This window comes from Synechococcus sp. UW69 (assembly GCF_900474185.1).
In the GTDB taxonomy this organism is placed as follows: Bacteria; Cyanobacteriota; Cyanobacteriia; order PCC-6307; family Cyanobiaceae; genus Parasynechococcus.
In genome coordinates this window covers 217,656-242,548 of the sequence record NZ_UCNW01000004.1, presented here as the reverse complement: position 1 = coordinate 242,548, position 24,893 = coordinate 217,656, and the positions used below count along the sequence as shown (strand labels likewise).

The window sequence follows — 24,893 nt, the reverse complement described above, 5'->3', positions numbered from 1 at the left end:
CCGACTCAGGCGGCCAGCTGCTGATCGTTCGAAATGCATTCGCGTTGCTCCAGGGGGACGACGTTGTCGCTTTGGATGGCGTACTGCACCCAGCGGTAAGACCGCACGCCGGCACGGGGTGCTGCGTTGATCGGTTCAGGGCTGGCGTAGCTGTTGCCGCGATAACGCAGGATCCGCATTAATACTCAGGAAGCTTTGCTCACCATCTCAGACCCGCTGCAGTCTCATCCGTTCCATGGGGCACAGGTTGAACGTTCCTGTTGGTTGCTCGCTTAAGCCATCACATTTGCTGAACCCGGTTGTGTGGGTTGTAACCATCTGCTAGCTCAGTCTTCGTTGGGAAAAGGGCCTGGCAGCGCTTTTGGGTCGATCACGTTCATCGCTTTAAAGCTGATCAATGGATTGGTGTTGCCAGAGCATTGCCTGTAGTGATCAAGATCTCGACAACTTCTCCATGCCAGCGCTGAAGCATTGGCTCAATTCTGAATATTGAGTGTTTCAGATCCGTTGCTCCGCCAAGCCCAATTGACGTCGGAAAAAGGCTTCGGTCTCTTCCAAAACCTGGATCTGGGTGCTCTGGTTGCGGAAGCCATGGCCTTCGTCGTCGAAGAGCCGCACCTCCACCGGTATGCCGTTGCTGCGCAGGGCTTCGGCCATGCGCTCGGTCTGTTCCGGAGGCACCACCTTGTCTTTTAACCCCTGGAAGAACAGCACCGGACAGCGAATTTGATCCGCATGTAGCAGGGGCGATCGCTTCTCATAGAGATGACGTTCCGTTGGCCATGCCCCCACCAGACCATCGCAGTAGCGCGCCTCAAACCGGTGGGTGTCTTCGGCCATGGCGGTGAGATCACACACTGCATAGCGGCAGGCACCGGCCTGGAACACATCGGTAAAACACAGAGCCGCCAGGGTGGTGAACCCGCCAGCACTCCCACCTTCGATGGCGATCTTGTCGGGATCAGCGCGACCGGAGTCGATCAAGGCCCGGGCTGCTGCGGCGCAGTCGGCCACATCCACCACCCCCCAGCCACCGTTCAGCCGTTCCCGGTAATCCCGGCCGAACCCCGTTGAGCCGCCGTAATTCACATCCACCACGCCCCAGCCACGGGAGGTCCAGTACTGGATCGCCAGGCTGAGGCCGCGGCGGGCCATGGCCGTTGGTCCGCTGTGGCTTTTCACCAGCAGTGGGGCTGCCCCTGGTGGTTTGCTGCTGGGGGGGTAGTACCAGGCATGGGTGCGTTCCCCTTGGTGGCCGTTGAACCACAGCGGTTCGGCCACGCTGATCTCTTCTGCCGCTAAGGGTGCTGGTATGGCAGGGCTGTGGCTCCAGAGGGCGGTCGCCGGTCGCAGGTCGAGTTCCAGCAGTCCGGCCACGCTGGTGCCGTTGCTGGCCACGGCCACGGCGCGGCCGTGGCAGGCATTCAATCCCGCCAGATCATCAAAGGGCTGCGGCAACGGCTGCACGCTTCCATCCAGACTGAGCCGTTGCAACGACCAGGCCCCGCGGCTGCACACGGCTGCAATCAGCTGTTCGCCATCCCAAGCCGTGGTGCTCATCCCATAGATCCATTGGGGCATGGCTGTTTCAGCGGCCATCGGCCAGGGCCTTTCCCAGTCGGAATCGGCGCTGGGTTGGAGCATCAGATTCCACCAACCCGTGCTGTCTTCCGCCACAAGCAACTGTCCGTCGGACAGCCACTGGGGTTGAAACACCGAGATGCCGTCGCCCCCGGCCAACTGACGGGGCTGGAGCAGCCCGCCCGTGTCGCTGAACCCCGCGCACCAGAGACTGCTGCTGTCCCAGGGCATGGCGGGTTGCTGCCATTCCACCCAGGCGAAGCGCTGGCCATCGGGGCTCAAGCATCCATAGCCGGCAAAGTCCGCCGGTTGGTGCAGCAGCAACGGGGTCTGATCGGCCCCGCTCAACGCCAGGCTCACCAGCTCGTCACGGCCCTCGACTTCACGGATTCCGATCCAGCGCTGCCTGGGCAGATCGAGCACGCCATCCGCCAGCGCCCAGTCGCCCTCCCGGCTGAGCCGTTCGGCTGCCGCCAGGGGGGTGGGATGGTCTGTGTTGGTCTTTGGCAGGCGCCAGTCCTGACGCCAGACGCAGCCGCTGTCGATCCAGCTCAGGATCAGCCTGTCCTGCTCCACAGCAGTGGCGAGCACCCCGCCGCCGTAGTCATGTACGCGACTGCGCAGGTTGCTGGGGGCCGGCGTCAGCTCCAGAGGGTCCGCTTCGGAATCGCCGAAACGGCGAATCAAGGCTGTGGTGCGGCCCCGTTCCTGGGGACGTTGCTCCAGCCAGATCAGCCACACCGTTGCATCGGGTCCGCTGACCAGTACCGGTTCCTTGAGCCCCGGCAAACGGCCGACGGCATGCTGCGCGGATAACGGAACGGCTCCCATGGCGGCTGAATTAGGCCGCTTACCATGCTGAATCAACGCGGCGTTGGCCTTGGCAGGAAGCTTTGCAGAGTTGGCCCGTCAGGCCGACAAGTCGCGGGACACGATGCTGGTCCCCAAAACCGCCCTTGAAACTCCGCCGTTGGAGATTCACACCCTGGGCGATGAAGTCCTGCGAAAGTCGGCGCGTCGCATCGGCAAGGTGAATGAGCAGGTGCGGGAGCTAGCCCGCGACATGCTGCGCAGCATGTACACCGCTAAGGGCATCGGTCTGGCGGCACCTCAGGTGGGGATCCATCAGCAGCTGCTCGTGATTGATCTCGACTTGGAGAATGCGGCCACACCGCCTCTGGTGTTGATCAATCCGGAAATCAGTGCGGCCAGTGCCGGGCTCGATACCTATGAGGAGGGCTGCCTCAGCATTCCTGGGGTGTATCTCGATGTGGTGCGCCCGACGGCGATTGAAGTGAGCTTTCGCGATGAGATGGGTCGGCCCCGCAAGATGAAAGCCGATGGATTGATGGCCCGCTGCATTCAGCATGAGATGGACCATCTCAATGGCGTGTTGTTCGTCGATCGCGTCACCGATGAAGACGGTCTGCAGAAAGAGCTCAAGGAGAAGGGCTTCGAGCGCCAACATGTTCGGAGCGTCGCCTGAGCCATGCCAATGAAACCCTTGGCCGGCGTTTTCCTGGCCCTTGCCTGTGTTCTTGGCATTGCCAGCACAGGTTGTGTCTTCGAACTGGCCTATGGCGATCCCGACCTCGGGGTCAAAGCCACCAGTTGGATCTTGGCCCTTGCGGCCCCCGCAACCGTTGGCACCCTTCTGGTCGCCATACGCCTCAATAAACCGGCCTGATCGGGGGCGACCGATTCAGGCATCACTTTTACGATCCGCTCAGTTCCTCCATGGACGTGATGGCACGCTTTCGAACCGTGGCTGCTGCTGGCCTAGCTCTCGCAGCGACCTCGGTACCAGTGGCCTTGGCCCAGGGCTCTCTGTTCACGGCGGTGCCCGTGGAGATGAGCAACTTTGTTCTGGTGTCGGCTCCCATCGGCCAGGGGCAACGCTCGCAGTTGAACATCTACGAACAGCGGACCACGAAACGCCCGTGTTTTGCGGTGGGTGCTGGCTCGCCGGCGATGGTGGATCCCCTGCTGTCCAAGTTTGATTTCACCGGGGTCTGCAACCGTTACATCGACGGCAACGGCTATTCCCTGCGCATCGGTGGTGATGACCTTGGCACCCGTTATCGGCTCAGCGTGGTGAACAGCGGCAGTGATATTGAGTTGCTGGCGACACCGACCCGGAATCCCTCCCAACCGACCCTGCTCGTCGCCCGGGCCGGCGGGGCCGCCAGTGGCTTTGTTCAGCTGAAGTTTGAGCCGGGGTGGACCCTGAAGCGACGGGCCTACGGCAAGAAAAGCCTGGGCCATCTCTACGTCTATCGAGACAGTGCACCGACTCCCTGAGCTGAGAGGGGTAAAACCGGTCAAAACACCTGTTGTCGAGACCTGTCAGTGAACTCACACTGAAGGAAGACCCAGGAGGCCGTGATGAAAACCACAGTTGTGCAATGGTTCGAGTGGTTTGGTGAAGCGATGACCCATGCGCTGGGGTCGCTCAACGACCGCCATCTCCAGCCCCCGCCGATCGGCACCCAGCCCTACCGGGATACACCGGACAAGCGGGCGCGCAACTACTGAGGTTCAGGTCCCCTCAGCAGATCGGTGCAGCGGTAGCAGCTCGCTTCCGCCACGGCATTGCGGTTAACAGATGACTGATCGTTCAGATCAGCAATGGTCCGTGCCACCCGCAACAGCTGAAGACTGCTGCGGGTGCTCAGGCCGCGTTGTTGGATCAATTGTTCCCATAGATCCAGCGCCGCAGTCTCGATTGCTCCGCTCTGCCGCAGCGCTTTTGCCGACAGTCGGCCATTGCGGCAGCCGGCGGGATTGCGGCTCTGCATCCGCTGGCGGGCCCGTTGAATCCGTGCTGGGCTGCACCAGGACTCGGAGGCTGTCGTTGCGCCGTGAGGATTCAGCACGTTCGCCATCTCCTTGGCGGAGCGCCGTTCGAGCCGCAGTTGTAGGTCGAGCCGATCCAGAAGCGGGCCTGAGAGCCGCTGCCAGTACCGCTGGCGCTGGCTGATGCTGCAGCGACAGCCATGGTCGCGATCGCCATGCCATCCGCAGGGGCAGGGATTGGTGGCTGCCACCAAGGTGATCAAGGCGGGGAAGACAGTGCTGTGCTGGGAGCGGCTGATCTGTACGGCGCCTTCCTCCAGGGGCTGCCGCAACTGATCCAGCACTGTTCGCGGAAATTCCGCTAGCTCATCGAGAAAGAGCACACCACCGTGGGCCAGGCTGAGTTCGCCGGGACGGGGCGAGCGTCCTCCCCCCAGCAAGGCGGCTGCGGAGCAACTGTGATGGGGCGATCGAAAGGGGCGTTGCTGCTGCAGATGATCGATGTCATGGAGATGTCCGGCGATCGAATGGATGCGTGTGATGGTGAGCGCTTCCTTCCGGCTCAGGGGCGGCAGCAGGTGTGGCAAGTGATGGGCCAGGCGGGTCTTGCCGCAGCCGGGGGGACCCACCAGCAGGAGATGGTGGCCGCCTGCAGCGGAAAGGGCCAAGCCGCGTGAAGCCAGGCTTGTCTCAATGGATGGCGAGGGCTCCGGGCTATTGATGCGGCCTGATGCTCGGGAGCCGCTGCAACCGATGACGGGCCAGGGTTGCTCTCCTTTGAGTTGCAGAACCAGCTCCCGCAGGTTGGGCGCGGTGTGGATTGGCAGCCCCTCAATCAAGCTGGCTTCGCTGGCATTGGCGGGAGGGATCACCAGGGCTCGGGCCTGCTGCTGATGGGCCTGGTCGGCGAGGGCGATCACTCCGCGACAGGGCCTGAGGCTGCCGTCGAGACCCAATTCGCCAGCACACCAGAGGCCGTCCAGCTGAGGGCGGGCGAGCTGCCCGCTGGCCACCAACAGTGCCAAGGCAATCGGGAGATCAAAGGAGGGGCCTTCCTTGCGTAGATCGGCCGGAGCAAGGTTGATCACCACGCGAACCAGGGGGCCGCGGAAGCCGCTGTTGCGCAGGGCGGAGCGGACGCGCTCCCGCGACTCCTGAATGGCCTTGTCTGGCAGGCCCACCAGCTGGACGCCCGGCAGGCCTGGGGCGAGATCCACTTCCACCACCACAGGCCTGGCCTCCAGACCTTGTAGTGATGCACTGAGACAACGTGCCAGCATTCTGAAGTGGGTGACGCAGGAGATTCATGCCCTTGCTGTCACACCGGTATGGCTGTTCCTTCGTTCTCAAGGCCCATGGCAGACGACACGATCTTCGGCAAGATCCTTCGCGGCGAGATTCCGTGCGATGAGGTCTATAGCGATGAGCAGTGCCTGGCCTTTCGGGATGTCGCCCCCCAGGCACCGGTTCATGTGCTGGTGATTCCCCGCAAGCCGATCGAGAGCCTGCGCTCCGGTGCTGCAGAGGATGCTCCCCTGCTGGGCCATCTGCTGCTGGTCGCTGCTCGGGTCGCCAAACAGGAGGGGCTGGACGACTTCCGCACGGTGATCAACAGCGGTGCCGGTGCTGGCCAGACGGTGTTTCACCTTCATGTGCATGTGATCGGTGGGCGTTCTCTGGCCTGGCCCCCCGGCTGATGCTGACGGCGAAGCAGCGCAATGGCCGCCAGACTGAGCACAGTTCAGCAGTGGCATGACCCACCAGCTTCAGAACCTGCGGGATCAGGCCGCCAAGCTGCGTCGACTTTCGCAGCCCTACTTCTTTCCATACACCGAAGACAACGGTTGGCAGTTCATCGGACTTCTGGTGAGCCTGCTGTTCTGTGTGGCCGGGATCGTGCTGTTCCTGGTCACCGGGCTGATGAATGGGCTGTCCTGGCTGCTGCCGCAGTTGACCGGTCAGTACCTCGGTGGCGTCCAGTCCTCCCTGGCCATGCTCTGGTCCCGTGGATGGGGGACGGGCATCAGTGCCCTGTTCGTGCTGGGGGCTGTGGTGTTCGCCTCCGTGCGGGGCCAGCTGCGGCACCGCCGCTGGCTGCCTTGGCTGTTTCTCGGTTTGATCATCCTGATGCTGTTGAGTGTGAACGGCATCAATGCCGGCATCACATTCATCGCTAGGGATCTCACCAATGCGTTGATCTCCAAGGACGGGGATGCGTCCTACCGCAATCTCTGGGTTTATGGCGCCTGTTTTGCGGTTGCCCTGCCGATTCGCAGTCTGCAGTTTTATTTCACCCAGAAGCTGGGTCTGTTCTGGCGGGAATGGTTGTCGCTGAGTTTGGTGGACGACTACCTCCGGGATCGGGCGTATTACGTCCTCAACCCCAACGATGAGGCGGCCACCAACGTTGATAACCCTGATCAGCGCATTTCAGAGGATGTTCGTGATTTCACGGCTCAAGCCCTTGGCTTCGCACTCAATATCTTTGATTCGATTCTCACCTTTTCTCTCAATATCCTCATCCTTTATTCGGTGAGTGAGGGCTTGACTTTCGCTCTGTTGGCCTACGCCGCTGCTATTTCGGTCTTGATGATTGTTGCCGGTCGCAAGCTGGTGCGTCTGAACAATTTTCAGTTGCGTTTCGAAGCGGATTACCGCTATGGCCTTGTTCGGGTAAGGGATAACGCCGAATCGATTGCTTTCTATGCAGGTGAACAGCAGGAAGCCAAGGAGGTGACGCGTCGCTTGGCCACTGTTGTTGAGAACTTCAATCTACTGATCGTCTGGGAGGTGTTGCTGCGTGTGCTGCAGCGTTCCAGCATCTACGCCAGTAATTTCATCCCTTATCTGATTCTTGCTGCGCCGATTCTGGCCGGTGAGATGGATTACGGCGGCTTCGCTCAGGCGAATGTTGCTTACAACCTGGTTGAGGGATCGCTCTTCTTCATTGTCTACAACATCGAAGCGCTGGCCCGATTCTCGGCATCAATTAACCGGCTGGAAGGTTTCCAGTCGAATATCTCGAACCTGGATCGTGAGGAGTGGAGTGATTTCGCTCCGCGGATTGTGCCGTCCGACCGTTTGGCGCTTCAAGGGGTCACGGTCAAAACACCGCGGACCGACAACGTGCTGGTGCGCGATCTCAGCTTTTCGCTCGACACCTCTGAAGGCTTGCTTGTGGTCGGGCCCTCTGGCTGTGGCAAGACCTCATTGCTGCGGGTTGTGAGTGGGTTATGGGGATCGCCGACAGGCACTGTGTATTCCCCAGGGCAGGGGGACCTTCTGTTCATTCCGCAGAAGCCTTATATGGCTCTGGGATCGCTCCGCGAACAGCTCTGTTACCCATTGGATCAGGCTCGTTTCAGCGATGAACAGCTGCGGGCCGTTCTGGATCAGGTGATGCTCGCGAAATTGCTGCAGCGTTACCCCGACCTCGATATCAAGCAGGACTGGCCGCGGTTGCTCTCTTTGGGAGAACAGCAGCGGCTGGCGTTTGCCAGGTTGTTGCTGAATTCCCCCAAGGTCGTGGTGCTTGATGAAGCCACCAGTGCCTTGGATGTCGACACTGAATCCCGTCTTTATGCGCTGCTGCGCGAACGCGAGGTGGCTTTCATCAGCGTTGGTCACCGGCCGACCTTGAAGGAGTTCCATGACACCGTTCTCGAGTTGAGTGGAGATCGCGACTGGCGGCTGATCCCGGCGACCAGCTATGACTTCGAACGTTCCTGAACCGGCCGGATGACCTCCACAAGCGAGACGCCTGATTCCACGTCTGTTCCGGAGACGTCCGCCACCACCAACGACGTACCGGCATTCGGTTGGAGTGGATATGCCGAGCGCGTGAACGGCCGTTTCGCCATGGTCGGTTTTGTCGCGGTGCTCTTGATCGAGGCCCTCAGCCGCGACACCTTTCTGCACTGGGCGGGGTTGCTGCCCTGATCAGGGCAGACGAATCAGATCCACATCCCAGCGTCCGTTTCGGCTCACCTGCACCGCCAGACGCCGGCCTGCTCCGTCAAGGCTGACACTGCGGGGCACGCCCGGTGGATCCAGAGGCAGCCGTTGTGTTGCGCCCACGTTGCGGCGATAGAGCACCAGTTCCGTGCGGCCATCGCGTTGCTGGACGACGGCCAAGCGCTGCCCATCCGCACTGACGCTGACGCTGATGGGTTGGGCGTCTGCACGGTTGAGGCCTGGCAGCGGGACAGGGCTGCGGTTGCGAAGGTCGATCAGTTCGACCCGTTCCCGCCCATTGCGTTGGCCAAGGCTGGCTAACCAGCGTCCCCCCAGGGATGGATCCCGGCGGCTGTTCATCGACTGGCGCAGCAAGCCGTTGAGATCGGGCCGGGGTGTGGGTCTGGGACTGCTGCAGCCCGTCATCAGCACCAGGCTGCAGATCAGAGCAACGCGGATCATGGCTCTGACGACAGTGTTGGCGTGGAGAGGCTCTGGCCCGGTGGACGGTCTGGTTCGAGTACTTCACTCAGATCCAGCAGTTCCACGCGCCACCGGCCCTGATCTGTCACCTGGAGGGCGATTTGCTGTGCATCTGGCGCGAGGCTGAGCAGCACCGGGTCCCGTCCCCCCGGCAGCGGCAGGGGATGCATTCGTCCATTCAGGCGGTCGGTCACCACCGCGAGTCTGCGGCGACCACGCTGGGTGATGACGGCCAGGTAGCGACCGTTCCAGCTGAGGGAGGGGGAGCTGTGGGGCTGATGACGGCTCAGCTGCGGAACCGACACCACGGATCCGTCGCTGAGGCGGCGCAGCTGCACCGTGGGTCTGCCGCGGCGATCGCTCACGACCGCCAACCATTCACCACTGCCACTCAGGGCGGGTGCCTGCTGACTGCTGCCGAACAGGGCTCCACCGGCCCGTTCTTGGCGACCGTTGCAGCCCATCAGCGCCAGGCTGGCCAGGAGAAGGAGCAGCGGGCGACGCAAGTGGCTCAGTCGTCAAAGCGGGAGCTGTTGTCCCGAGGGCTGCCGGAAGACGGCCTTGAGCTGCGGGGGGGTTGACGGCTACTGGTCGGGCGGTTCGAGGCCAGCGGCGGTTCAGCAGAACGCCTCGACTCTGTTGTCGCAACCGGGTTGGCTCCGGGACGTCCCCGGTTCAGTGATGCGCTGCGGCTGGGACTGAAGGCGGCATCCTCAGCGCCGGAAGGGGCGGGTTCGCCGGCAGGACGTTCAGAGCGGCCCGTAGGACGGCTGCCGCGGCGTTGATCGTCCCGCTCCGATCGTCTGGATCCGAAATCGGGGCGTTGCTCATCACGGGCTTCTCCGGCCCGGAAGCGGGCCATGCGGCGGGAGCGTTCACTGTCTTGTTCCCAGCCGGAATCCGTTGGGATGCGACCCATGGAGCGACGGCTGGCTGCCTCTTCAGGGATCGCGGCGCGGCTGGTGCGGCGCGGTCTGTAGAACTCCTCTTCAGGTCGCTCTTCAGGGTCGTCGCCGCGGCCGGAGAAACGCCGCCGCACCGGCTGGGGTTCATCGAAACGGTCGTAGCCGTCATCCCAGCCCCCGCGCAGTCCACCAGGACCATCGCCACGATCAGGGGCGGGCTCGTCATCGAAATAGGCGGAACGCCGCGCTTGCTCGGTGGCGACTCCGCGCAAGCGCACGCTTTCGTAAGCGAAGAAAACGGTTGTACCCGCTAAGAGGAATTGGCCGAACTGCAAAATCGGGTCAAGACGCCATCCCTGGAAAAAGAGGATGCCTCCGCAAAGCAGTCCAATCGCTGCGAAGAAGACGTCGTAGTCCCGAGCCAGGGCTGGTTTGAACGTCCGCATGAAATAGAGCAGAGCTCCGCCGACGGCCAACACGATGCCGACGATGCTGGCCCAGTTGAGACTGGCGTTAACCAAAACTCTGATCCCGCTAGGGGCTCAGTCTACGAGGGGCGCCAGGGGCAGGTCAGAGCTTGCGGTCGAGACGGTCGGTCTGGCTCAGCAGGATCAGCGCGATGGTGGCGGGAACAACAACGATCACACCTCCCCAAACGAGGCTGCTCAGGAAGTTGGAGAGGGAGGGGGTCATGGGGTTGCTGCTGTCTGCATCAAAGCCGCGCTGATCCTAAGGAGCGATGTCGGCTTTCTACGATGACGGGGCGATTTGCTTTGAGCTTTGTGACGCCGCTGCTGCTGCAGGTCCTGCCAGTTGTTCATCTTCTCCTTGGTCTGCTGTTAGCAGCCTGGACCCTGGCGTTCCTGCTTCGCATCGTGCTCACTTGGTACCCCCAGGTGGACCTGAACCAAGGCGCTTGGCCCGTGGTGGCCTGGCCGACGGAGCCTGTTCTGGCGGTTAGCCGCCGCGTGATCTCCCCGATTGGTGGGGTCGATGTCACCCCCGTGATCTGGGTTGGATTGATCAGCCTCGTGCGTGAGTTGCTCGTTGGTCAGCAGGGGCTTCTGTCCCAAATTCTGATGCACGCTCAGGCGGCAGCCTGAGTTCAGGGAAGCATCTCCTGCTCGACGAACTTGGTGTGGATGTCGCCGTTGATGAATTCAGGCCGATCCAGCATTTCGAGATGAAATTCCACCGTTGTCGGGATTCCGGTGACGGCACATTCGTTTAGGGCCCGTTTCATCCGGGTCATGGCGTGATCGCGGTCTTTGCCCCAGACGATCAGCTTGCCAATCAAGGAGTCGTAGAAGGGCGGGATGTCGTAGCCGGTATAAACGTGGCTGTCGACGCGCACGCCTGGTCCCCCGGGGGGCAGCCATCCTGTGATTCGTCCAGGGGCGGGGCGGAAGTTATGGCGTGCATCCTCCGCGTTGATCCGGCATTCGATCGCATGGCCGGTGAGCTGGATCTCTTCCTGGCGCACGCTGATGGGTTCGCCACCGGCGATGCGCAACTGCTCGGCAATCAGATCAACACCCGTGACCATTTCGGTCACCGGATGCTCCACTTGGATGCGGGTGTTCATCTCCATGAAGTAGAAGCCCCCACTGCGATCCAGCAGGAATTCCACCGTTCCAGCGCCCTCGTAATGAATGCTGCGGGCAGCAGCAACGGCGGCTTCACCCATGCGCAGCCGCAGTTCTGGATCCAGGGCCGGGCTGGGGGCCTCCTCCAGCAGTTTCTGGTGACGACGCTGAATCGAACAGTCGCGTTCTCCCAGGTGCACCACATTGCCGTGGCGGTCGGCCAGCACCTGCACTTCCACGTGGCGGGGCCGGTCGATGAATTTCTCCATGTAGAGCCCAGGGTTGCCAAAGGCTGCTTCCGCTTCGCCTTGGGCCGCCTTGTACAGGCTTTCCAGCTGACTGGCGTCCGGCACGAGCCGCATGCCGCGTCCGCCACCGCCGGCGGTGGCCTTGATCATCACGGGGTAGCCCATCTCCTCGGCAAGGGCCGCCGCCTGGTTCGTGCTGCTGAGCAGACCTTCGCTGCCGGGAACCGTGGGAACACCCACCGATTGCATCGTCGTTTTGGCGGTCGACTTGTCCCCCATCGAGCGAATCGCGTGGGGTGACGGTCCCACGAAGGTGAGGCCGTGATCACGGCACATCTCGGCAAACTTGTCGTTCTCGGCCAGAAAGCCGTAGCCGGGATGGATGGCGTCAGCGCCGCGGGAGGTGGCCGCCGCCAGGATGTTGGGGATGTTGAGGTAGCTCTTGCTGCTCAGCGCCTCGCCGACGCAAACCGCTTCATCCGCGAGCTGAACGTGGAGTGCGTCTTTGTCGACTGAGCTGTAAACCGCCACGGTGGCAATGCCGAGCTCGCGGCAACTCCGAATGATTCGGAGAGCAATCTCGCCGCGGTTGGCGATCAGCACTTTGCCGATGGGCATCCCGCAGCATCTTCAGGCCTGACGCCGGATCGTATCAGCGCCGACCGATCAAGCCGAAAGCAAAGACCCCGACCGGTATGATCTGACGTCGACAGAGCCCGAGCGGTGAAGTCGACCACGCGGATGTGGTGGAATTGGTAGACACGCACGTTTGAGGGGCGTGTGGCTTCGGCCTTGCGAGTTCAAGTCTCGCCATCCGCACTTTTTCTTTTGGCCCGTCCCCGCGCAGCAGAACCTGGACCGGCCGTTGTTCTTGTTTCAAACGGTCCCGGTGAGCTGACCACATGGGTCCGCCCACTGGCGGAACGTCTGCATGCCAGCCTCCGCCTTCGTCCACGGTCCGCGACGGCCGCGGCGTCCTTGCATTTGGTCCTGGTTCCCTGTCCCAATGCCACCGGGCAGGAGCCCATGGCGGCAGAGCCCTGGGGCTTGTTTGAGCGCATCGTGCCGGCACGGCGTTTCTGGTCGCTGTTGTTGCGCCCGCAGCGGTACGGCCCCTGGCCCCAGCGGGGTGTGGTGGTGTTCCTGGGAGGGGATCAGTTCTGGACCGTTCTGCTCTCTGCCCGACTTGGTTATCGCCACATCACCTATGCCGAATGGGTGGCGCGCTGGCCGGGCTGGAACGACCGGATCGCGGCCATGTCGGAGGCGGTTCAGCGCCAGCTTCCGGTTCGGTATCAGTCCCGATGCCGTGTGGTTGGGGATCTGATGGCGGATTTGTCATCCTTCGCCCGTCGGGAGGATCCCCTGCCTGAAGGCCAGTGGGTGGCCCTGCTGCCGGGCTCCAAGCCGGCCAAGCTGTGCGTGGGCATGCCATTTCTGCTCGACACCGCTGACCGCCTGGCTCGATTGCAACCCGAATGCCGTTTCTTGCTCCCTTTGGCCCCCACCACAAGCGTGGCGGAGCTACTCCGTTTTGCCGGTGGATCCAATCCAATCGCTGCCCGTTACAGCGCTTCCGTCGCGTCGGTTGACCAAGAGGAGTTGGTCACCGAGTTGGTGACGGCGGCGGGGACGCGGATTCGCCTGTTGCAGCAGCATCCGGCCCACGGGGCCTTGAGCCAGTGCGCCCTGGCCCTGACCACCGTTGGTGCCAACACGGCCGAGCTTGGAGCACTGGCTGTGCCGATGATCGTGATTGTTCCCACCCAGCACCTTGAGGTGATGCAGGCCTGGGATGGTGGGCTGGGGCTGCTGGCGCGCTTGCCGGGCTTGCGGCGTCTGATTGGGGTCTTGCTGACTCTTTGGCGTCTGCGCAACAACGGTCTGATGGCCTGGCCCAACATCAGTGCTGGCCGCGCCGTGGTTCCGGAGAGGGTGGGGGCGATCACGCCGGAGCAGATCGCGCTGGAAGCATGCGACTGGCTGAATGCTCCCGAGCGGCTGGAGGGCCAGCGGCAGGATCTCCAGGCGTTGCGGGGGGATCCAGGGGCGGTGGCTGCCCTGGCTGCAGAGGTGAGGGCATTGCTCCCCCGCGAGCTCAGCTCTTCCTAGGCTGAATCGGCTGCTAAATCCGACGACCATGACCCCGTCCAATCCGGTCGAACGCAGTGCAGAGGAGTGGAAGCAATCCCTGACCCCGGAACAGTTCCAGGTGGCTCGTTGCGGCGGTACTGAGCGTGCTTTCACCGGTGCTTATTGGAACAACAAGGCCACCGGGATGTATCACTGCATTTGCTGTGGATCGCCGTTGTTCAGTTCTGACGCCAAATTTGACTCGGGCACCGGCTGGCCGAGTTTCTGGGACGGTGTGAGTTCCGATGCGATCACCACCAAACAGGATCTGACCCACGGAATGGTGCGCACCGAAATCAATTGCGCCCGCTGTGATGCCCATCTGGGGCATGTCTTTGCTGATGGCCCCGCCCCTACAGGCCAGCGCTACTGCGTCAACAGCGCATCTCTGGACTTCAAGTCGGCCTGATCGCCTCCCCGCGCTCAGGCTCGCTCACCAGGGGTCGTCCAGATCCTGGGTCCCGCGCTGAGGAGCTGAGTCTTCCATCGGTTCCACATCCAGGGGTTCACCGGACTGCTGAACAGCACGGCGGGAGGCTGGCATGGCGCGCCTGGGCGGCTGTTCCTGATATGCCGGCTCTTCCTGATAGGCAGGCTGCTCCTGATAAGCAGGCTGTTCCTGATATGCCGGTTGTTCCTCGTAAGGGGCTCGTTCGTCGTAGGCGGGGGGTTGCTGCTGCTCGTAGGACCGCGGTCGTTCAGTGGATCGGTCGTTTCTGACGTTGTCCCGCTCGTCGTAGCGCGGCCGTTCCTCGTAGCGCCGCTCGTCATACCGCTGGGGCTCATCGAGGTAACGGCGTTGCTGCATGGCCTCCTGCCGCCGATCCTCCAGTTCCACGTATTCGAGTTCCGCATCAGCATCAAGCCGTTCAGCTTCTGAGGCCTGGAGGCGCCGTTGTTCCTGCTCCTGGGGTTGTCCAGAAGTGAGCTGGTTTTCCACGGGCACCAAGTTGACCCGGTAACGCTCCCGCTCCTGCTCTTCCCAGCTGGGGCCACCGACTCCAAGTTTCTCCAGCACACCGCTGTTCAGCTGTTTCAGCTTGTCTTCGGCCCCTTCGTAAACAATGATCCGATCCGGACCACTGCTGACGATTTCCTCCACCGGCATTTCCCAGGTGCTCAGCACTCCTTCCCCCAGTAGGGGCACGCCGAGGGCTCCCATCACCAGGGTGGTCAGTTCTCCGGTTTCGATGTCGAAGGCGAAGCCGAGCACCCGACCCAACTGCTCACCGGATTCGGTGATCACCTGGCAGTTGATCACCCGGCTGTAGCGCTCGGGATTGAAGTTCTCACTCAGGGAGTCGGCGGAATCCACCAGGATCACGTCTCCCACCTGACGGATCCGGTCCAGCGGCATCCAGCGCGGCAGACCAGGCAGAAAACGGGTCAGCGGATTGTCCCGCAGACCAACGGCGACCACCTCACGGCGGTCGATATCCACGATCACTTCACCGACCACCCCCAGGCGGCGGCCGGTGTCGCGGGTGATCACTTGGGTGCCCATCAGTTCGGAGCGCAACCAGAGGCGATCGCTGGGTACGCCAGTGGTGATGGCTTCAGTCGGGGAAGGGGTCGGGGTCAAGCGCGGGCCCTCGGCCATGGACAGTCAGGCCATTGTGGCGCAGGGGTTCCGACTGTCACGTTCAGGTTGCACAGCGAAAACGTCGATCGTTCAGGCGGCATCCGGCAAACCCACCACCTGGGTGTGGGCGCCGCGGGCCTGTGTCACTCCAATGGTGCGCTGGGCCGCGCCGATCATCGGGCGGCGATGGCTGACCACCATGAACTGTGCCGCCTCGGCCTGACGGGCGATCAGGGCGGCAAGGCGCTCCACATTGACGCCGTCCAGGAAGCTGTCCACCTCATCCAGGGCATAGAAGGGCGACGGCCGGAAGCGCTGCAGGGCAAACAGGAAGCTGAGAGCGGTGAGCGATTTCTCACCACCTGACATCGAGGCCAGGCGCCGTACGGTCTTGCCCTTGGGATGCGCCACCAGGGTGAGGCCACCTTCCAGAGGATCGTCCGGGTTCTCCAGCTGGAGGTGGCCATCACCATCAGAGAGCGAGGCAAAGATCTCGCGGAAATGGCCATCCACGGCGGTGAAAGCTTCCATGAAGGCGTCCTGACGCAGGGTGGCCACGGTTTCGATCCGCAGCAGCAGCTCTTCCCGCTCGCTGTTGAGCACATCGAGCCGCTCGTTCAGTTCGTTGAGCCTCTGTTCGAGGGCCTCAAGTTCTTCCAGCGCCAGCATGTTGACGGGCTCCAGCGCTTCCATGCGTTGCTGGATCGCCTGCAGATCGGCTTGTAAGGCCTCCAGGCCAGACAGTCGCAAGGCCTCCGGGATCTCAGGTCTGGGATCCGGCAGGGCCTGTTCCATCTCCTGGAGGCGCACCGCACCGCTGCGCTGCTCTTCGATTAACCCTTCCCGGTCTTCCTTGAGCCGTTCCAGATTCCACTCAGCCTGCTGCAGGGCCTGACGTTGCCGGCCCACCTCGGCTTCCGCGGCATCCCTGGCCCGGCGCTGGCTGCCAAAGCGTTCCTGCAGGTCGCTCTGCTGCTGCTCCAGTTGTTGACGCTTCTGCTGGAGGTCGCTTTGCTGCTGGCGCCAGGCGCCATGGGCGCTGGCTAGGGCCTTCACAGCCTCCTGCAGCCGGGTCTCCTCTGCGGCCAGTGCCTTCTCCTGATCCCCCAGCCGTTCGATCGCCAGCTGTCGCTCGCGGCGGGCGTTCAGCAGCTGGTCCCGCTCGCTGCGGGCCGTCTCCAGCCGTTGATCTGCGCTTTCCTGCTCCTTCTGCAGTTGGGCCCAGGCCGCGGCATCGTCATTGCTGCCGCTGTTCCGCTCCGCCTCATCAAGGCCTTGGAGCTCCACTCTCAGGGGGGCGAGCTCATGGCTGATCGCTTCGAGCCGCTGCTGTTGTTCCGTCTGGTCCTGCTGCAGTTTGCTGAGCCGTTCGGCCCGCTGGCGGCTGCGTTCGAGCAGGGGGCCGTGGTTCCGCCGGGCCGCATTGCGCTCGGCGATCAGAGCGGCTTGTTGCTGCTCGAGCTGGCGTAGCTGGGGTTTCTGCTGCTCCAGCAGTTGCGCCAGCTTCGACTCCTCCCGCCGACAGGCCACCAGGGATTCACCCAGTTCCAGCAGGCGACGACGCAGGGGCTCGGCTTCGTCCTGATCACTGCTGCGACCGAAACTGAGGCTGCTGCTGCGCTGGGAGAAGCTGCCGCCGGTCATGGCGCCGCTTTTCTCCAGCAGCTCACCATCCAGGGTCACAGCCCTGGAGCGGCCTAATTGTTGGCGGGCGCTGGCCAGGTCGGAGAACACCTGGGTCTCGCCGAAGACGTAAGCGAACACCTGGTCGTACACCGGCTCGAAGCGCACCAGTTCCACAGCTCGACCGATTAGTCCAGTGCCGCTGTCCCCTCCTGGGCGCGCCCCGCGGGCAAAGGCGGCTGAGCCGCCCCCCCCGGGTGAGCGGATCTTGTTCAGGGGCAGGAAGGTCAGCCGGCCGGCACGGCGGCTCTTGAGCAGCTCGATGGCGCGGGCAGCGATGCGGTCGTCGTCGACCACCACCTGGCCGAGACGGGCCCCAGCCGCCACTTCAAGGGCGAGGCGATGGCGATCCTCCACCTCCCCCAGCTGGGCCACAGGGCCATGGATGCCATCGAGGCCGGCCTCCAGCAGCAGGCGAAGGGCACCGGTGCCGCGGCTTTCCTGAAGGGCATCACGGCGGCTCTCCAGACGAGCGATCTCCCGTTCCAAACGGGTTTGTTCCTGTTCAAGCCGGCTGCGGGTGCGCTGTTGGATGGCCAGGGAGTCGGCCTTTTGCTGGAGTTCCTGTTTGCCATCGGCAATGGCTTGAAGAAGGGTTTGCCAGGTCTCCTCCAGGGTCTCGAGCTGCTGCTGCACGGCGGCACCGTCGGAGCCGTCCTGCTGCTGTTCCTGGGTGAGCTCCTCGAGGCGTTCCCGTTCCTGACGCAGCCGTTCCTGCAACTGCTGTTGCTCCTCCAGCAAGGGAGCGACGCTGCTCTGTAAGTCCTGACGGCGGCCACTGCGGCGCTTTTGTTCCTCCACCCAGGCGCCGGAGCGGCCGGCAACATCCGCCAGTCGGCGGCGGGACATCTCAACCGACGCCTCAGCGGCTTTGCAGTTGTCTTCAGCAGCGCTCAGGGCGTCCTGATTGGGGTCGCGCTCCAGTTCCCGCGACTGCAGCTGCCACTGCTGGCGACGGGTGGCGAGGTCATGGCGCTGTCCCTGAAGTTTCTGGCCTTCGTCCTGGTGGAGGGTGGCCTGGCGTTCTAGTTCGCGGCTGCTCGTGTCGAGGCCAGCCAGTTCTGCCTGAACCGCAAGCAGTTGGTCTTCTCCTAGGGCCTTGACCTGCTCCTGCAGCAGCTCCAGTTCGACCACAGCCTTGTTCAGTTGCTCCCGGCCACTGGCGATGGCCGCAGCGTCCCGCTGTTCCTGGGCTTCCAGAGCCTGTTGGCGCGTGGCCAGATCCTTCAGGGCCTGCTGTGCTGCCTCGAAGGCCAGCACCATTTCCTGGCGGCGTCCCAGCTGCAGCCGTTCCCTTAACTCCTGGTACTGGCGGGCCTTGGCGCAGTCCTTCTCCAACCGTTGGCGGCTGGTCAGCAATTCCTGCTCAATAATCCGGCAACGCTCTTGGCGCTCCTGCACGTCATCGAGCTTGCGGCGGGTCTGTTCGATCCGGGTGTCGAACAGGGCAACACCGGCCAGCTCATCGATGAGGCCGCGGCGGTCCCGGTTGCTCATCGAGACGATGCGGGTGACGTCCCCCTGCATCACAACATTGCTGCCTTCGGGATCGATTCGGAGTCGTCGCAACTGGGTCTGCAGCTGTTGCAGATTGCAGGACACTCCATCAGCGCTGTAGCTGGAGCTGTAGGAGCCCCCCGGCATCACCCGCAGCTTGCGGGTCACCGTCCACTCGGTTTGTCCCGGTTGAATCCAGGGGCCTTCCGCTGGTGCGTCGAGGCCTTCCTCGGCGGCATCGGGTGTCCAGTCGCTGAGATCGAAGCGAACACTGACTGTGGTTTCGGCGGCCTTGCCAGCCTTCAGCATGCCGCTGTTGACGAGGTCCGGCAGGCGGTCGGCCCGCATGCCGCGACTGGTGGCCAGGCCTAGGCAGAACAGAACGCCGTCGAGGATGTTGCTCTTGCCGGAACCGTTGGGTCCGGTCACAACGGTGAATCCCTCCTCAAGAGGGATGGTCATCGCTCCGCCGAACGACTTGAAGTGCGTAAGCCCAACCTGATTGATATGAACCAACAGGATCTGGGGCTGTCAGCAGGCTGAAGCTAGCGGAGCTCACGAAAAGCTCAAGGGATCGTTAACGAGCAGTTTCCGTTGGCGATGCGTAGGCAGCCCTGAAGGTCGCCCTGGAGCTGCAGGGTCACGTCTGCATCCGTGCTGTTTGGAAGTACGCCGCTGTAGCTCCCAGCATGGATCCGTTCGGCCCAGCCCCGGTTGCCCGAAACGGCAGCACTGCGTGGTTCCAGCCAGATCCGCCGATGTGGTGGCAGGGGAACCGCCGGTTGCGCCCCTGCGTTCGGGCGCGGAACGGTCGCAAGGCGCCAGGTTCTGCAGCTGTGCCCATGCTCAAGCAGCAGATCGATATGGCATCCGCTGGGGTCGTCCGGTGCTCCGGTGTGACGCAGTAGGGCGTATCGCGGCAAAGACTTTCCCTCAGCCTTCAGTCTCCCTACCCTTTTAGAGGTTTCTGCCACTGGTCTTTATGGCCTCGACACCGCCGCAGTCCAACGGCAGATTCGAGCATCACTTCCGTGAGCGGTTCGACAGCCTGCTTCCCACGATCCAAGAGCGTTGGCCCGATTTGGCCCATCACACCCTGGAAGCGACCCGGGGAAGTGTGGATGAGCTTGTTCGTCTGATCGAAGCGAATACAGGCCTGACGCCCCAAGGAGTGCGCGATCAGCTTGAGGATCTTCTCCATAGCGCGGGTGATCGCAGCCGCGACTGGGCCGACAGTCTTGACCCGCTGGAAGAGCAACTGGAACAGCTGCTGGATGAGTTGAACAGCACGCTGCGGCCAAAGATTGAGGCGCCTGTGCGTCAGCGACCGCTTCTGGCAGTCGGTGTTGCCCTAGGTGTTGGTTTGCTGCTGGGCAGCATGCTTCGCGGAGGACGGCGTTCCTGATGGCCGATCAGAACTCTCCGCGTGGATTTGGAGCGGCCGCCCGGGTCACGGCGCTGGCGGCGTCAGTCATGGACCTGCATGTGCGTATTGCTCTGCAGGAGGTGGATCGTGAAAAACGCCGATTGATCAGCGGTGGTTTGTTCCTCGCCATCGGAGGTACCGCCATGTTCCTGGCGTTGTTGGCGGGAGAAGCGTCGTTGCTGCTTTGGATTCAGGCCGAGTGGGGGCTGGATTGGATGCGCGCGCTGCTGACCCTTTCCGTTGCCAATCTTGTGCTGGCTGGCATCAGTTTGCGCATCGGTGGGCAGGTTTTGAAGGGGCCTTTCTTGCCCCAGACGCTTGAGGGCCTGATGAAAACCGTTCGTGCGGTGCTGGGGCGGGTCTGAACCGGCCCCAGCGCGTTAGACGAATCGGCATCATTCCACCAGGCAATTAACAGTTAACCCACGGTTAATGCCGGGTTAACTTGCTTTGATTGTTGTTCTGTGATCGTTGCGCTCCCCCTTCTGGCGAAGGTTTCGGCAGGATCTTGTTCCTGATCAGCAATCCGGTTCGCGCCTTGAGCTTGGCTCGGGACAGTCAACTCTTTTCCTGGTGGCCGGTCCCTGTGGATCTGGAAAGTCCTCAGTCATCCAGAAAGCGGTCCAGGCTGATCTTCCTTTGTTCGGTGATGCACTGAGAGCTGAGTTTCTCGAGTCTGTTTTGGATCGATCCGGTCGTGAATATGACGACTACAGCCTTGCTTTAGAGCAACATTCCTGTTTTCAGGCAAGTCATGTGAAGCGGTTATCGCGTGAGTCGGCCCTGCCATCTGGTCTGTTACTTCATCTTGATCTTTATCAAATACTGAGGGGTATTGATGCGTCCTATTGGCCTGGGGGGCTGAAAAGAAGGGCACAGCGTCTTTCAAATGATTCCGACAGATTGCCGAAACGATGCTTTGAAGATCTGCTCAAGCCCCGTCAAAATGATTTGATGATGCAAGCTTTTCTGGCCAAAAAACTGTTCCAACGTTTCAGGCAGGTTGCTGTAGCAACGGTTCATTGCAGCTTCGAGCGAAATGCCTCTCAGTTGGCGGCTCGCAAGCGTCGTTCAAGCGGCAAATGGATGAAATATTTTTCTGCCCCTGATCACATCGCTCGAGCGATTCATGCTGAGATTTATCGCTGCTGGGACAGCGCGTTGGTTCAGATGTCACCAGTCGCCAATGTTTCGATCAATGTTGACTCCGATGATGGATTTTCTGTGAATGGAAGCTTTGTCTCCTACGACGACTGAAACCTGTGGGCTCGTGTTGTCGCATCAGCGAATGTCGTATTGCAACCAGCGGCAATCAATTCCGCCGTTGCTCACAGGAATCCGTCGCGATGCTTTGAGCCGTAGTGCACCCGTGAGCTTCGGATTGCCACTCAACAGCCAAAGCTGCCAGCCGGAGGCTTCTCGGCGTACAAATTGCCCCAGAGCGCTGTAGAGCGCATCGAGCTCCTGTTCGTCACCGATGCGTTGGCCATAGGGCGGATTGCACACCAGAACTCCCGGACCATCGGGCAGTGTTTCGTCTTCAAACGGGCTGGTGGAGATGCGGATGATTCCGCTCAGGCCTGCAGCCTCCACGTTGGCGCGGGCCTGATCAGCGATGGCGGGATCCGCTTCGATTCCAAGCAGGAGGGGGACTGTGAGGTCTCGCCGCCTGCGCTGCCTGGCGCGATCGACTTCTTTCTCCCAGAGTTCGGGCTGGAAATCGGCCCAGCCCTCAAGGGCAAAACGACGCTCCAATCCCGGCGCTTGCTGCAGTGCTGCCAGTGCCGCTTCGATCAAGAGCACTCCCGATCCGCAGCAGGGATCCACCAGGGGGCTGCTTCCGTCCCAGCCCGTCAGGCGAATCAGGCCGGCGGCCAGATTCTCTTTCAAGGGTGCGGCCCCCATGGCTGCCCTGTAGCCGCGGCGGTGCAGGCTTCCGCCACTGCCGTCGAGGCTCAGCTGGGCCACTCCGCGGCCAAGGTGGAGATGTAGGGAGAGGTCGGGGTCGTCGAGATCAATGGAGGAGCGTTCTCCCCACAGATCCCGTTGCGCATCCACAAGGGCGTTTTTGACCTGCAAGGCCGTGAAATGGCTGTGGTTCAGCCCAGGTGCTGTTCCGGTTACATCCACCCGGAAGGTCATGGAGGGATGCAGCCAGCGTTCCCAGTCGAGGGCCAGGCGGATGCCGTCATAGAGGTCGTCCCGGCCTTGGCAAGGGAAGCTCGCCACCTGACGCAATAAGCGGAAGGGCAGCCGAGCCTGCAGGTGCATCCTGTAAAGACAGGCCATGTCTGCTTCGAAGCTGATGGCACGTCTGCCGGGCTTCACGGAATGCGCCCCGAGGTTGGTCAGTTCTTCGCTGCCGGCCGCCTCCAGGCCTTGGGGAACAACTGCAACAGCAGATAGCCGGTTTGTTCGACCCAAGGGCGTTGTGCTCCAGGCCACCACTCCTGTCAGAATGACAGGGTCCGGCTTTGTCGGACTAGGTGATCCACACCAGTGTTTCGGACAGCGGTTCGATTCCGCTCAGCTCCATTCCCCCTTCCTGGGGCTGCAATGGTTTCGACGGGGCATAAGGAGGGTGACTGAAGCCTGCTCGGTGAGAGCAAACCCGTAACTGCGAACAACATCGTTCGTTTCTCCCGTCAAGCAGCCCCTGTTGCTGCCTGACCCTTAGGGGAGATGGGGTGAAGTCAGCCTTATCACCCAAATGACTCATGGGGGCTGGAAGGCCCCCTCAAACATTTCAGGGCAATGGATCTTAGAAATTGAGTCCGTGAACGGTTAATAACTTCGCACACCGAATCACTAAATAGTCATTAGTTCGGAATAGAGATAGGCGGTAAGTCCACCTTTGAATGATCCAGATTCTTTGATAGTCCTTCTTTGATTTTGTCCCTGCCTAGGAGGATTGAGCGACGAGCATTTTCTATATCTTTTGCGTCTGCGACAGTGAGAGATATTGATATCTCATCGGATCTATATGACACTTCGTACCCGGTGTCACAGACAGATGCAACCCATTCGCCTTCGCTTGGCATTGATCTTGTCTATTTGATCTTGTCCTGTTTTTAGCTTACTAAGCAACAGCACGGGAGGTGTTTCATGCCAGAAGCCTGCTGCGCAATGAGGACAGTTAACGCCTGCGCCTTGTTTTGACTTTTAAGGATCGCTTGTTGCGCCATACGGCGAGATAACCGCCGAGCCCTAAGCCAACCAGCAGCAGAAGAGGGCTCATCTCACAAGGCTCGCTACGCCACCCAGTGTGGCTAGAAACAGGGGCATGCCCAACAAAGACCGCAGCTTTCACGAAGCGCCAGAAAAGGCTGGTGGTGAGGGGTGGCTGTACTCCGAGCAGCAGCAGAAGCTCTGTCACTTCAAGCCCGACATGGCGACCGTGCATGCGCAGTGGGTAGCGATCAGGACCTACAGCTACGTTCCGCCGCGTCCGCCTGTGCCGATGACACGTCGGCGGTTGCTGCGGCACAACGCCATAGAGGCGCGGGACAAGATGCTGAAAACAGGCTGGCGACGATGTTCGCCGCCGGTGCGGTGATTCAGAACTTTCTTGGGTAAGGGGGTTTTCCTGCCATCTCAACGTTGATCTCCCTGCAGATGTTCATCCATGCCCCCAATCCAAAATTCACGCCATTAGGGCCATCGATGAATTCCTGAAACTCCTCCGCTGTGATTCCTTCGCGGACTTCCCAGATGCAGAAGGCAGGGCCTTCGGGGCCAACGGGACAGAACGAATGGTTGTAGAACCCCGCTTCTAGGTTTTTGGCGACGGCCTCATCCCAGCCGCCACCTGGAGCCATGGCGGCTTGGGCCGTCTTCCACCACTGCTGCGCTTTGCCTGCGCGGAACTCGTGATGAACGTGGAAAAACTTGGATGCCATGAAGCGGAAGGCTTTCGGCACATCCTGGGTTGAGAAGCCAGCCTTTGTTGTCGCTTGCAGTACTCCACGGGAACTGACTATTGCTTGGTTAGGTGTAGGCCGCCCGTTCGATAAATACAAAAAAGCCGGGTCATCACACCCGGCTCATGCGCAGATGAACTTGCCTATCGGCTGATGTTTACAGCGCAAGAGAGCAGCAATATCGATTCCTCAAGTCAGGACGACTGATCGATCTCAGTAATCCAGCTGGACAAGCGCTCATTGATTCCGTCGTGGAGATCATCTCCAGTGTTTTTCGCTGAGTTCAGAAACTCGGCTAGCTTGCCTTTTAAGGCTTGGTTCTTTTTGTCGAGTGCATCCGATTGCTCGTCGGCAAATACCTGAGCAGTTCTGATCTTGTCAGCAATAGCGTCAACACCCCCATCCAGAGATCCCTTCAGGCTGTTCGCAAGCTTTTGGATTCGGTCCTGCTTCTGAAAGGCCATACCAACGACGCAATGCCCTCTCTAATAGCAGCAGAACTACGACCCGTGCCATTTCGAGTCCCTCCTGGGTTTGTTTTTGCCTGCCAAAAGCGGCGAACACTCAAGGCAGTCAAGCCTGACCGTTGCCTCACGACACCGGCATTGCCTTGTTCCTGATGGGGGAACTAGTTTCTGCCCTACGCGCCAATGACCCTGATGCCTTCAGGTGTTGGCTATCTGGTGGGGTGCAAGACCTAGGGGAGCCAGTGGTGGAGGAACTTCTGCTTGACTGGCTTGACCCGTTCCTGACGGTGGAAGAGCAGGACAGGCTGCTGGGTTGGCACCTGGGAGTAAGCCTCTAGTCCTTTTGGGGGATGAAGCCCGCTGAATAAATCACTAGATCGGGGGCAGTTGCTATTGGCAGACGGAGTAAAAGCCACTTCTCCCGCCGTATTCATCCAATAAGTAGTCCCGCGTTTCTTGGCACTGCTTCAGGTTTCGCATTTCGACTTTTTCGGTCTCTCCACCTCTTCTTATGAGCAGTAACCAGACGCTGTTCGAGCGTGCAGCAGGTGCCATCAGTAATAGAAGCAGCAGAGGTATCAGTGTCTTCACAGGGAACTAATCAGTATTGGCAGGTTGACCCAGATAGCTAC

Annotated in this window: 29 protein-coding genes and 1 tRNA gene; 16 read left to right on the top strand and 14 right to left on the bottom strand. The window is 61.4% G+C overall.

Annotation, left to right across the window (positions count from 1 at the left end; translation table 11 throughout):
• Positions 1-5: 5 nt before the first annotated feature.
• Positions 6-179, bottom strand: a complete 174-nt coding sequence (locus tag DXY29_RS13295) for a hypothetical protein (RefSeq protein WP_170952084.1) — start codon at positions 177-179, stop codon at positions 6-8.
• Between the two features lie 319 nt (positions 180-498).
• A complete protein-coding gene (locus DXY29_RS02245; RefSeq protein ID WP_115022519.1) occupies positions 499-2,412 on the bottom strand; it encodes a prolyl oligopeptidase family serine peptidase in 1,914 nt (637 codons plus the stop codon).
• 49 nt (positions 2,413-2,461) lie between these two features.
• Between DXY29_RS02245 and def the strand changes: the two genes are divergently transcribed.
• The 4 genes from def (at position 2,462) to DXY29_RS13290 (ending at position 4,116) form a co-directional block, all read left to right on the top strand.
• The gene (gene def, locus DXY29_RS02240; protein WP_115022648.1) at positions 2,462-3,067 is read left to right on the top strand and encodes a peptide deformylase; all 606 of its coding nucleotides are present in this window, start codon (positions 2,462-2,464) and stop codon (positions 3,065-3,067) included.
• 3 nt (positions 3,068-3,070) lie between these two features.
• Positions 3,071-3,268 (top strand): hypothetical protein, encoded by a 198-nt coding sequence (locus DXY29_RS02235; RefSeq protein ID WP_115022517.1) that lies wholly within the window; start codon positions 3,071-3,073, stop codon positions 3,266-3,268.
• A 50-nt stretch (positions 3,269-3,318) separates the two neighbouring features.
• Positions 3,319-3,882: a DUF3747 domain-containing protein gene (locus tag DXY29_RS02230; protein WP_115022515.1), complete on the top strand. Its 564-nt coding sequence runs from the start codon at positions 3,319-3,321 to the stop codon at positions 3,880-3,882.
• 84 nt (positions 3,883-3,966) lie between these two features.
• Entirely contained in the window at positions 3,967-4,116 is a 150-nt protein-coding gene (locus DXY29_RS13290) for a hypothetical protein (RefSeq protein WP_166017731.1), read from the top strand.
• Here the strand turns inward: DXY29_RS13290 and DXY29_RS02225 are convergent.
• Positions 4,110-5,657, bottom strand: coding sequence for a YifB family Mg chelatase-like AAA ATPase (locus tag DXY29_RS02225; RefSeq protein WP_115022514.1), 1,548 nt, complete (start codon positions 5,655-5,657; stop codon positions 4,110-4,112). The two genes, DXY29_RS13290 and DXY29_RS02225, sit on opposite strands and share 7 nt — an antisense overlap.
• A gap of 75 nt (positions 5,658-5,732) precedes the next feature.
• Between DXY29_RS02225 and DXY29_RS02220 the strand changes: the two genes are divergently transcribed.
• The 3 genes from DXY29_RS02220 to DXY29_RS02210 are packed head-to-tail and all read left to right on the top strand — an operon-like array spanning position 5,733 to position 8,316.
• Complete coding sequence (locus tag DXY29_RS02220; RefSeq protein ID WP_115022512.1) at positions 5,733-6,074, top strand: histidine triad nucleotide-binding protein; 342 nt, start codon at positions 5,733-5,735, stop codon at positions 6,072-6,074.
• A 55-nt stretch (positions 6,075-6,129) separates the two neighbouring features.
• Positions 6,130-8,106: an ABC transporter ATP-binding protein/permease gene (locus DXY29_RS02215; RefSeq protein ID WP_115022511.1), complete on the top strand. Its 1,977-nt coding sequence runs from the start codon at positions 6,130-6,132 to the stop codon at positions 8,104-8,106.
• 9 nt (positions 8,107-8,115) lie between these two features.
• Complete coding sequence (locus tag DXY29_RS02210; protein WP_115022509.1) at positions 8,116-8,316, top strand: chlorophyll a/b-binding protein; 201 nt, start codon at positions 8,116-8,118, stop codon at positions 8,314-8,316.
• Here DXY29_RS02210 and DXY29_RS02205 read toward each other — a convergent pair whose 3' ends face one another.
• From DXY29_RS02205 to psbX, 4 genes are read right to left on the bottom strand one after another with little or no spacing between them, the layout of a single operon-like run.
• On the bottom strand, positions 8,317-8,793 hold the full coding sequence (locus DXY29_RS02205; protein WP_115022507.1) for a hypothetical protein: 477 nt from the start codon (positions 8,791-8,793) through the stop codon (positions 8,317-8,319). It abuts the gene before it with no gap.
• Positions 8,790-9,320 carry a hypothetical protein gene (locus tag DXY29_RS02200; RefSeq protein WP_115022505.1) on the bottom strand — a complete coding sequence of 177 codons (531 nt, stop codon included), beginning with the start codon at positions 9,318-9,320 and terminating at the stop codon, positions 8,790-8,792. The genes DXY29_RS02205 and DXY29_RS02200 overlap by 4 nt, the downstream gene beginning before the upstream one ends.
• A 5-nt stretch (positions 9,321-9,325) precedes the next feature.
• Complete coding sequence (locus tag DXY29_RS02195; protein WP_115022503.1) at positions 9,326-10,240, bottom strand: Ycf66 family protein; 915 nt, start codon at positions 10,238-10,240, stop codon at positions 9,326-9,328.
• A 49-nt stretch (positions 10,241-10,289) separates the two neighbouring features.
• On the bottom strand, positions 10,290-10,412 hold the full coding sequence (gene psbX / locus DXY29_RS02190; RefSeq protein ID WP_115022502.1) for a photosystem II reaction center X protein: 123 nt from the start codon (positions 10,410-10,412) through the stop codon (positions 10,290-10,292).
• 80 nt (positions 10,413-10,492) lie between these two features.
• On the opposite strand from psbX, the gene DXY29_RS02185 reads away from it, so the two are divergent.
• The gene (locus DXY29_RS02185; RefSeq protein WP_115022647.1) at positions 10,493-10,822 is read left to right on the top strand and encodes a YggT family protein; all 330 of its coding nucleotides are present in this window, start codon (positions 10,493-10,495) and stop codon (positions 10,820-10,822) included.
• Between the two features lie 2 nt (positions 10,823-10,824).
• Here the strand turns inward: DXY29_RS02185 and accC are convergent, their stop codons facing one another.
• Positions 10,825-12,171 (bottom strand): acetyl-CoA carboxylase biotin carboxylase subunit, encoded by a 1,347-nt coding sequence (gene accC / locus DXY29_RS02180; RefSeq protein ID WP_115022500.1) that lies wholly within the window; start codon positions 12,169-12,171, stop codon positions 10,825-10,827.
• Between the two features lie 119 nt (positions 12,172-12,290).
• On the opposite strand from accC, the gene DXY29_RS02175 reads away from it, so the two are divergent.
• The 3 genes from DXY29_RS02175 to msrB all read left to right on the top strand — a co-directional run bounded on the left by DXY29_RS02175 (position 12,291) and on the right by msrB (position 14,095).
• A tRNA-Leu gene (locus DXY29_RS02175) sits at positions 12,291-12,372 on the top strand.
• 9 nt (positions 12,373-12,381) lie between these two features.
• Positions 12,382-13,665, top strand: coding sequence for a glycosyl transferase (locus DXY29_RS02170; RefSeq protein WP_115022498.1), 1,284 nt, complete (start codon positions 12,382-12,384; stop codon positions 13,663-13,665).
• A gap of 28 nt (positions 13,666-13,693) precedes the next feature.
• Complete coding sequence (gene msrB, locus DXY29_RS02165; RefSeq protein ID WP_115022496.1) at positions 13,694-14,095, top strand: peptide-methionine (R)-S-oxide reductase MsrB; 402 nt, start codon at positions 13,694-13,696, stop codon at positions 14,093-14,095.
• A 24-nt stretch (positions 14,096-14,119) separates the two neighbouring features.
• Here msrB and DXY29_RS02160 read toward each other — a convergent pair whose 3' ends face one another.
• The 3 genes from DXY29_RS02160 to DXY29_RS02150 all read right to left on the bottom strand — a co-directional run bounded on the left by DXY29_RS02160 (position 14,120) and on the right by DXY29_RS02150 (position 19,371).
• Positions 14,120-15,268 (bottom strand): PRC-barrel domain-containing protein, encoded by a 1,149-nt coding sequence (locus DXY29_RS02160; RefSeq protein ID WP_170952094.1) that lies wholly within the window; start codon positions 15,266-15,268, stop codon positions 14,120-14,122.
• 90 nt (positions 15,269-15,358) lie between these two features.
• The gene (gene smc / locus DXY29_RS02155) at positions 15,359-18,964 is read right to left on the bottom strand and encodes a chromosome segregation protein SMC (RefSeq protein WP_115022493.1); all 3,606 of its coding nucleotides are present in this window, start codon (positions 18,962-18,964) and stop codon (positions 15,359-15,361) included.
• Between the two features lie 50 nt (positions 18,965-19,014).
• Complete coding sequence (locus DXY29_RS02150; protein WP_115022492.1) at positions 19,015-19,371, bottom strand: hypothetical protein; 357 nt, start codon at positions 19,369-19,371, stop codon at positions 19,015-19,017.
• A gap of 59 nt (positions 19,372-19,430) precedes the next feature.
• On the opposite strand from DXY29_RS02150, the gene DXY29_RS02145 reads away from it, so the two are divergent.
• The 3 genes from DXY29_RS02145 to DXY29_RS12935 all read left to right on the top strand — a co-directional run bounded on the left by DXY29_RS02145 (position 19,431) and on the right by DXY29_RS12935 (position 21,131).
• Positions 19,431-19,853, top strand: a complete 423-nt coding sequence (locus tag DXY29_RS02145; protein WP_115022490.1) for a YqjD family protein — start codon at positions 19,431-19,433, stop codon at positions 19,851-19,853.
• Positions 19,853-20,239, top strand: coding sequence for a phage holin family protein (locus DXY29_RS02140; RefSeq protein WP_115022488.1), 387 nt, complete (start codon positions 19,853-19,855; stop codon positions 20,237-20,239). Before DXY29_RS02145 ends, DXY29_RS02140 begins: the two co-directional genes overlap by 1 nt.
• Before the next feature lie 106 nt (positions 20,240-20,345).
• Positions 20,346-21,131, top strand: coding sequence for a hypothetical protein (locus DXY29_RS12935; protein ID WP_136987702.1), 786 nt, complete (start codon positions 20,346-20,348; stop codon positions 21,129-21,131).
• 24 nt (positions 21,132-21,155) lie between these two features.
• On the opposite strand, the gene DXY29_RS02125 is transcribed toward DXY29_RS12935, so the two are convergent.
• Complete coding sequence (locus DXY29_RS02125) at positions 21,156-22,298, bottom strand: class I SAM-dependent RNA methyltransferase (RefSeq protein ID WP_115022645.1); 1,143 nt, start codon at positions 22,296-22,298, stop codon at positions 21,156-21,158.
• A gap of 841 nt (positions 22,299-23,139) precedes the next feature.
• Between DXY29_RS02125 and DXY29_RS02115 the strand changes: the two genes are divergently transcribed.
• Positions 23,140-23,430 carry a DUF1651 domain-containing protein gene (locus DXY29_RS02115; protein ID WP_371411059.1) on the top strand — a complete coding sequence of 97 codons (291 nt, stop codon included), beginning with the start codon at positions 23,140-23,142 and terminating at the stop codon, positions 23,428-23,430.
• A 1-nt stretch (position 23,431) separates the two neighbouring features.
• On the opposite strand, the gene DXY29_RS02110 is transcribed toward DXY29_RS02115, so the two are convergent.
• Complete coding sequence (locus DXY29_RS02110) at positions 23,432-23,773, bottom strand: hypothetical protein (RefSeq protein ID WP_115022642.1); 342 nt, start codon at positions 23,771-23,773, stop codon at positions 23,432-23,434.
• 215 nt (positions 23,774-23,988) lie between these two features.
• Entirely contained in the window at positions 23,989-24,258 is a 270-nt protein-coding gene (locus tag DXY29_RS02105) for a hypothetical protein (RefSeq protein WP_115022482.1), read from the bottom strand.
• A 122-nt stretch (positions 24,259-24,380) separates the two neighbouring features.
• Between DXY29_RS02105 and DXY29_RS02100 the strand changes: the two genes are divergently transcribed.
• Positions 24,381-24,599, top strand: coding sequence for a hypothetical protein (locus DXY29_RS02100; RefSeq protein WP_115022481.1), 219 nt, complete (start codon positions 24,381-24,383; stop codon positions 24,597-24,599).
• Positions 24,600-24,893: the final 294 nt, after the last annotated feature.

Bases quoted from the DNA above. Each gene is read 5' to 3' on its own strand.
- DXY29_RS02140 (WP_115022488.1), top strand. From the start codon at position 19,853: ATGGCCGATCAGAACTCTCCGCGTGGATTTGGAGCGGCCGCCCGGGTC.
- DXY29_RS02105 (WP_115022482.1), bottom strand. From the start codon at position 24,258: ATGGCCTTTCAGAAGCAGGACCGAATCCAAAAGCTTGCGAACAGCCTG.
- DXY29_RS13290 (WP_166017731.1), top strand. From the start codon at position 3,967: ATGAAAACCACAGTTGTGCAATGGTTCGAGTGGTTTGGTGAAGCGATG.
- accC (WP_115022500.1), bottom strand. From the start codon at position 12,171: ATGCCCATCGGCAAAGTGCTGATCGCCAACCGCGGCGAGATTGCTCTC.
- DXY29_RS02110 (WP_115022642.1), bottom strand. From the start codon at position 23,773: ATGGCATCCAAGTTTTTCCACGTTCATCACGAGTTCCGCGCAGGCAAA.
- DXY29_RS02205 (WP_115022507.1), bottom strand. From the start codon at position 8,793: ATGATCCGCGTTGCTCTGATCTGCAGCCTGGTGCTGATGACGGGCTGC.
- psbX (WP_115022502.1), bottom strand. From the start codon at position 10,412: ATGACCCCCTCCCTCTCCAACTTCCTGAGCAGCCTCGTTTGGGGAGGT.
- DXY29_RS02220 (WP_115022512.1), top strand. From the start codon at position 5,733: ATGGCAGACGACACGATCTTCGGCAAGATCCTTCGCGGCGAGATTCCG.
- DXY29_RS02215 (WP_115022511.1), top strand. From the start codon at position 6,130: ATGACCCACCAGCTTCAGAACCTGCGGGATCAGGCCGCCAAGCTGCGT.
- DXY29_RS02145 (WP_115022490.1), top strand. From the start codon at position 19,431: ATGGCCTCGACACCGCCGCAGTCCAACGGCAGATTCGAGCATCACTTC.
- DXY29_RS02235 (WP_115022517.1), top strand. From the start codon at position 3,071: ATGCCAATGAAACCCTTGGCCGGCGTTTTCCTGGCCCTTGCCTGTGTT.
- DXY29_RS02230 (WP_115022515.1), top strand. From the start codon at position 3,319: ATGGACGTGATGGCACGCTTTCGAACCGTGGCTGCTGCTGGCCTAGCT.
- DXY29_RS02245 (WP_115022519.1), bottom strand. From the start codon at position 2,412: ATGGGAGCCGTTCCGTTATCCGCGCAGCATGCCGTCGGCCGTTTGCCG.
- DXY29_RS13295 (WP_170952084.1), bottom strand. From the start codon at position 179: ATGCGGATCCTGCGTTATCGCGGCAACAGCTACGCCAGCCCTGAACCG.
- DXY29_RS02225 (WP_115022514.1), bottom strand. From the start codon at position 5,657: ATGCTGGCACGTTGTCTCAGTGCATCACTACAAGGTCTGGAGGCCAGG.
- DXY29_RS02210 (WP_115022509.1), top strand. From the start codon at position 8,116: ATGACCTCCACAAGCGAGACGCCTGATTCCACGTCTGTTCCGGAGACG.
- msrB (WP_115022496.1), top strand. From the start codon at position 13,694: ATGACCCCGTCCAATCCGGTCGAACGCAGTGCAGAGGAGTGGAAGCAA.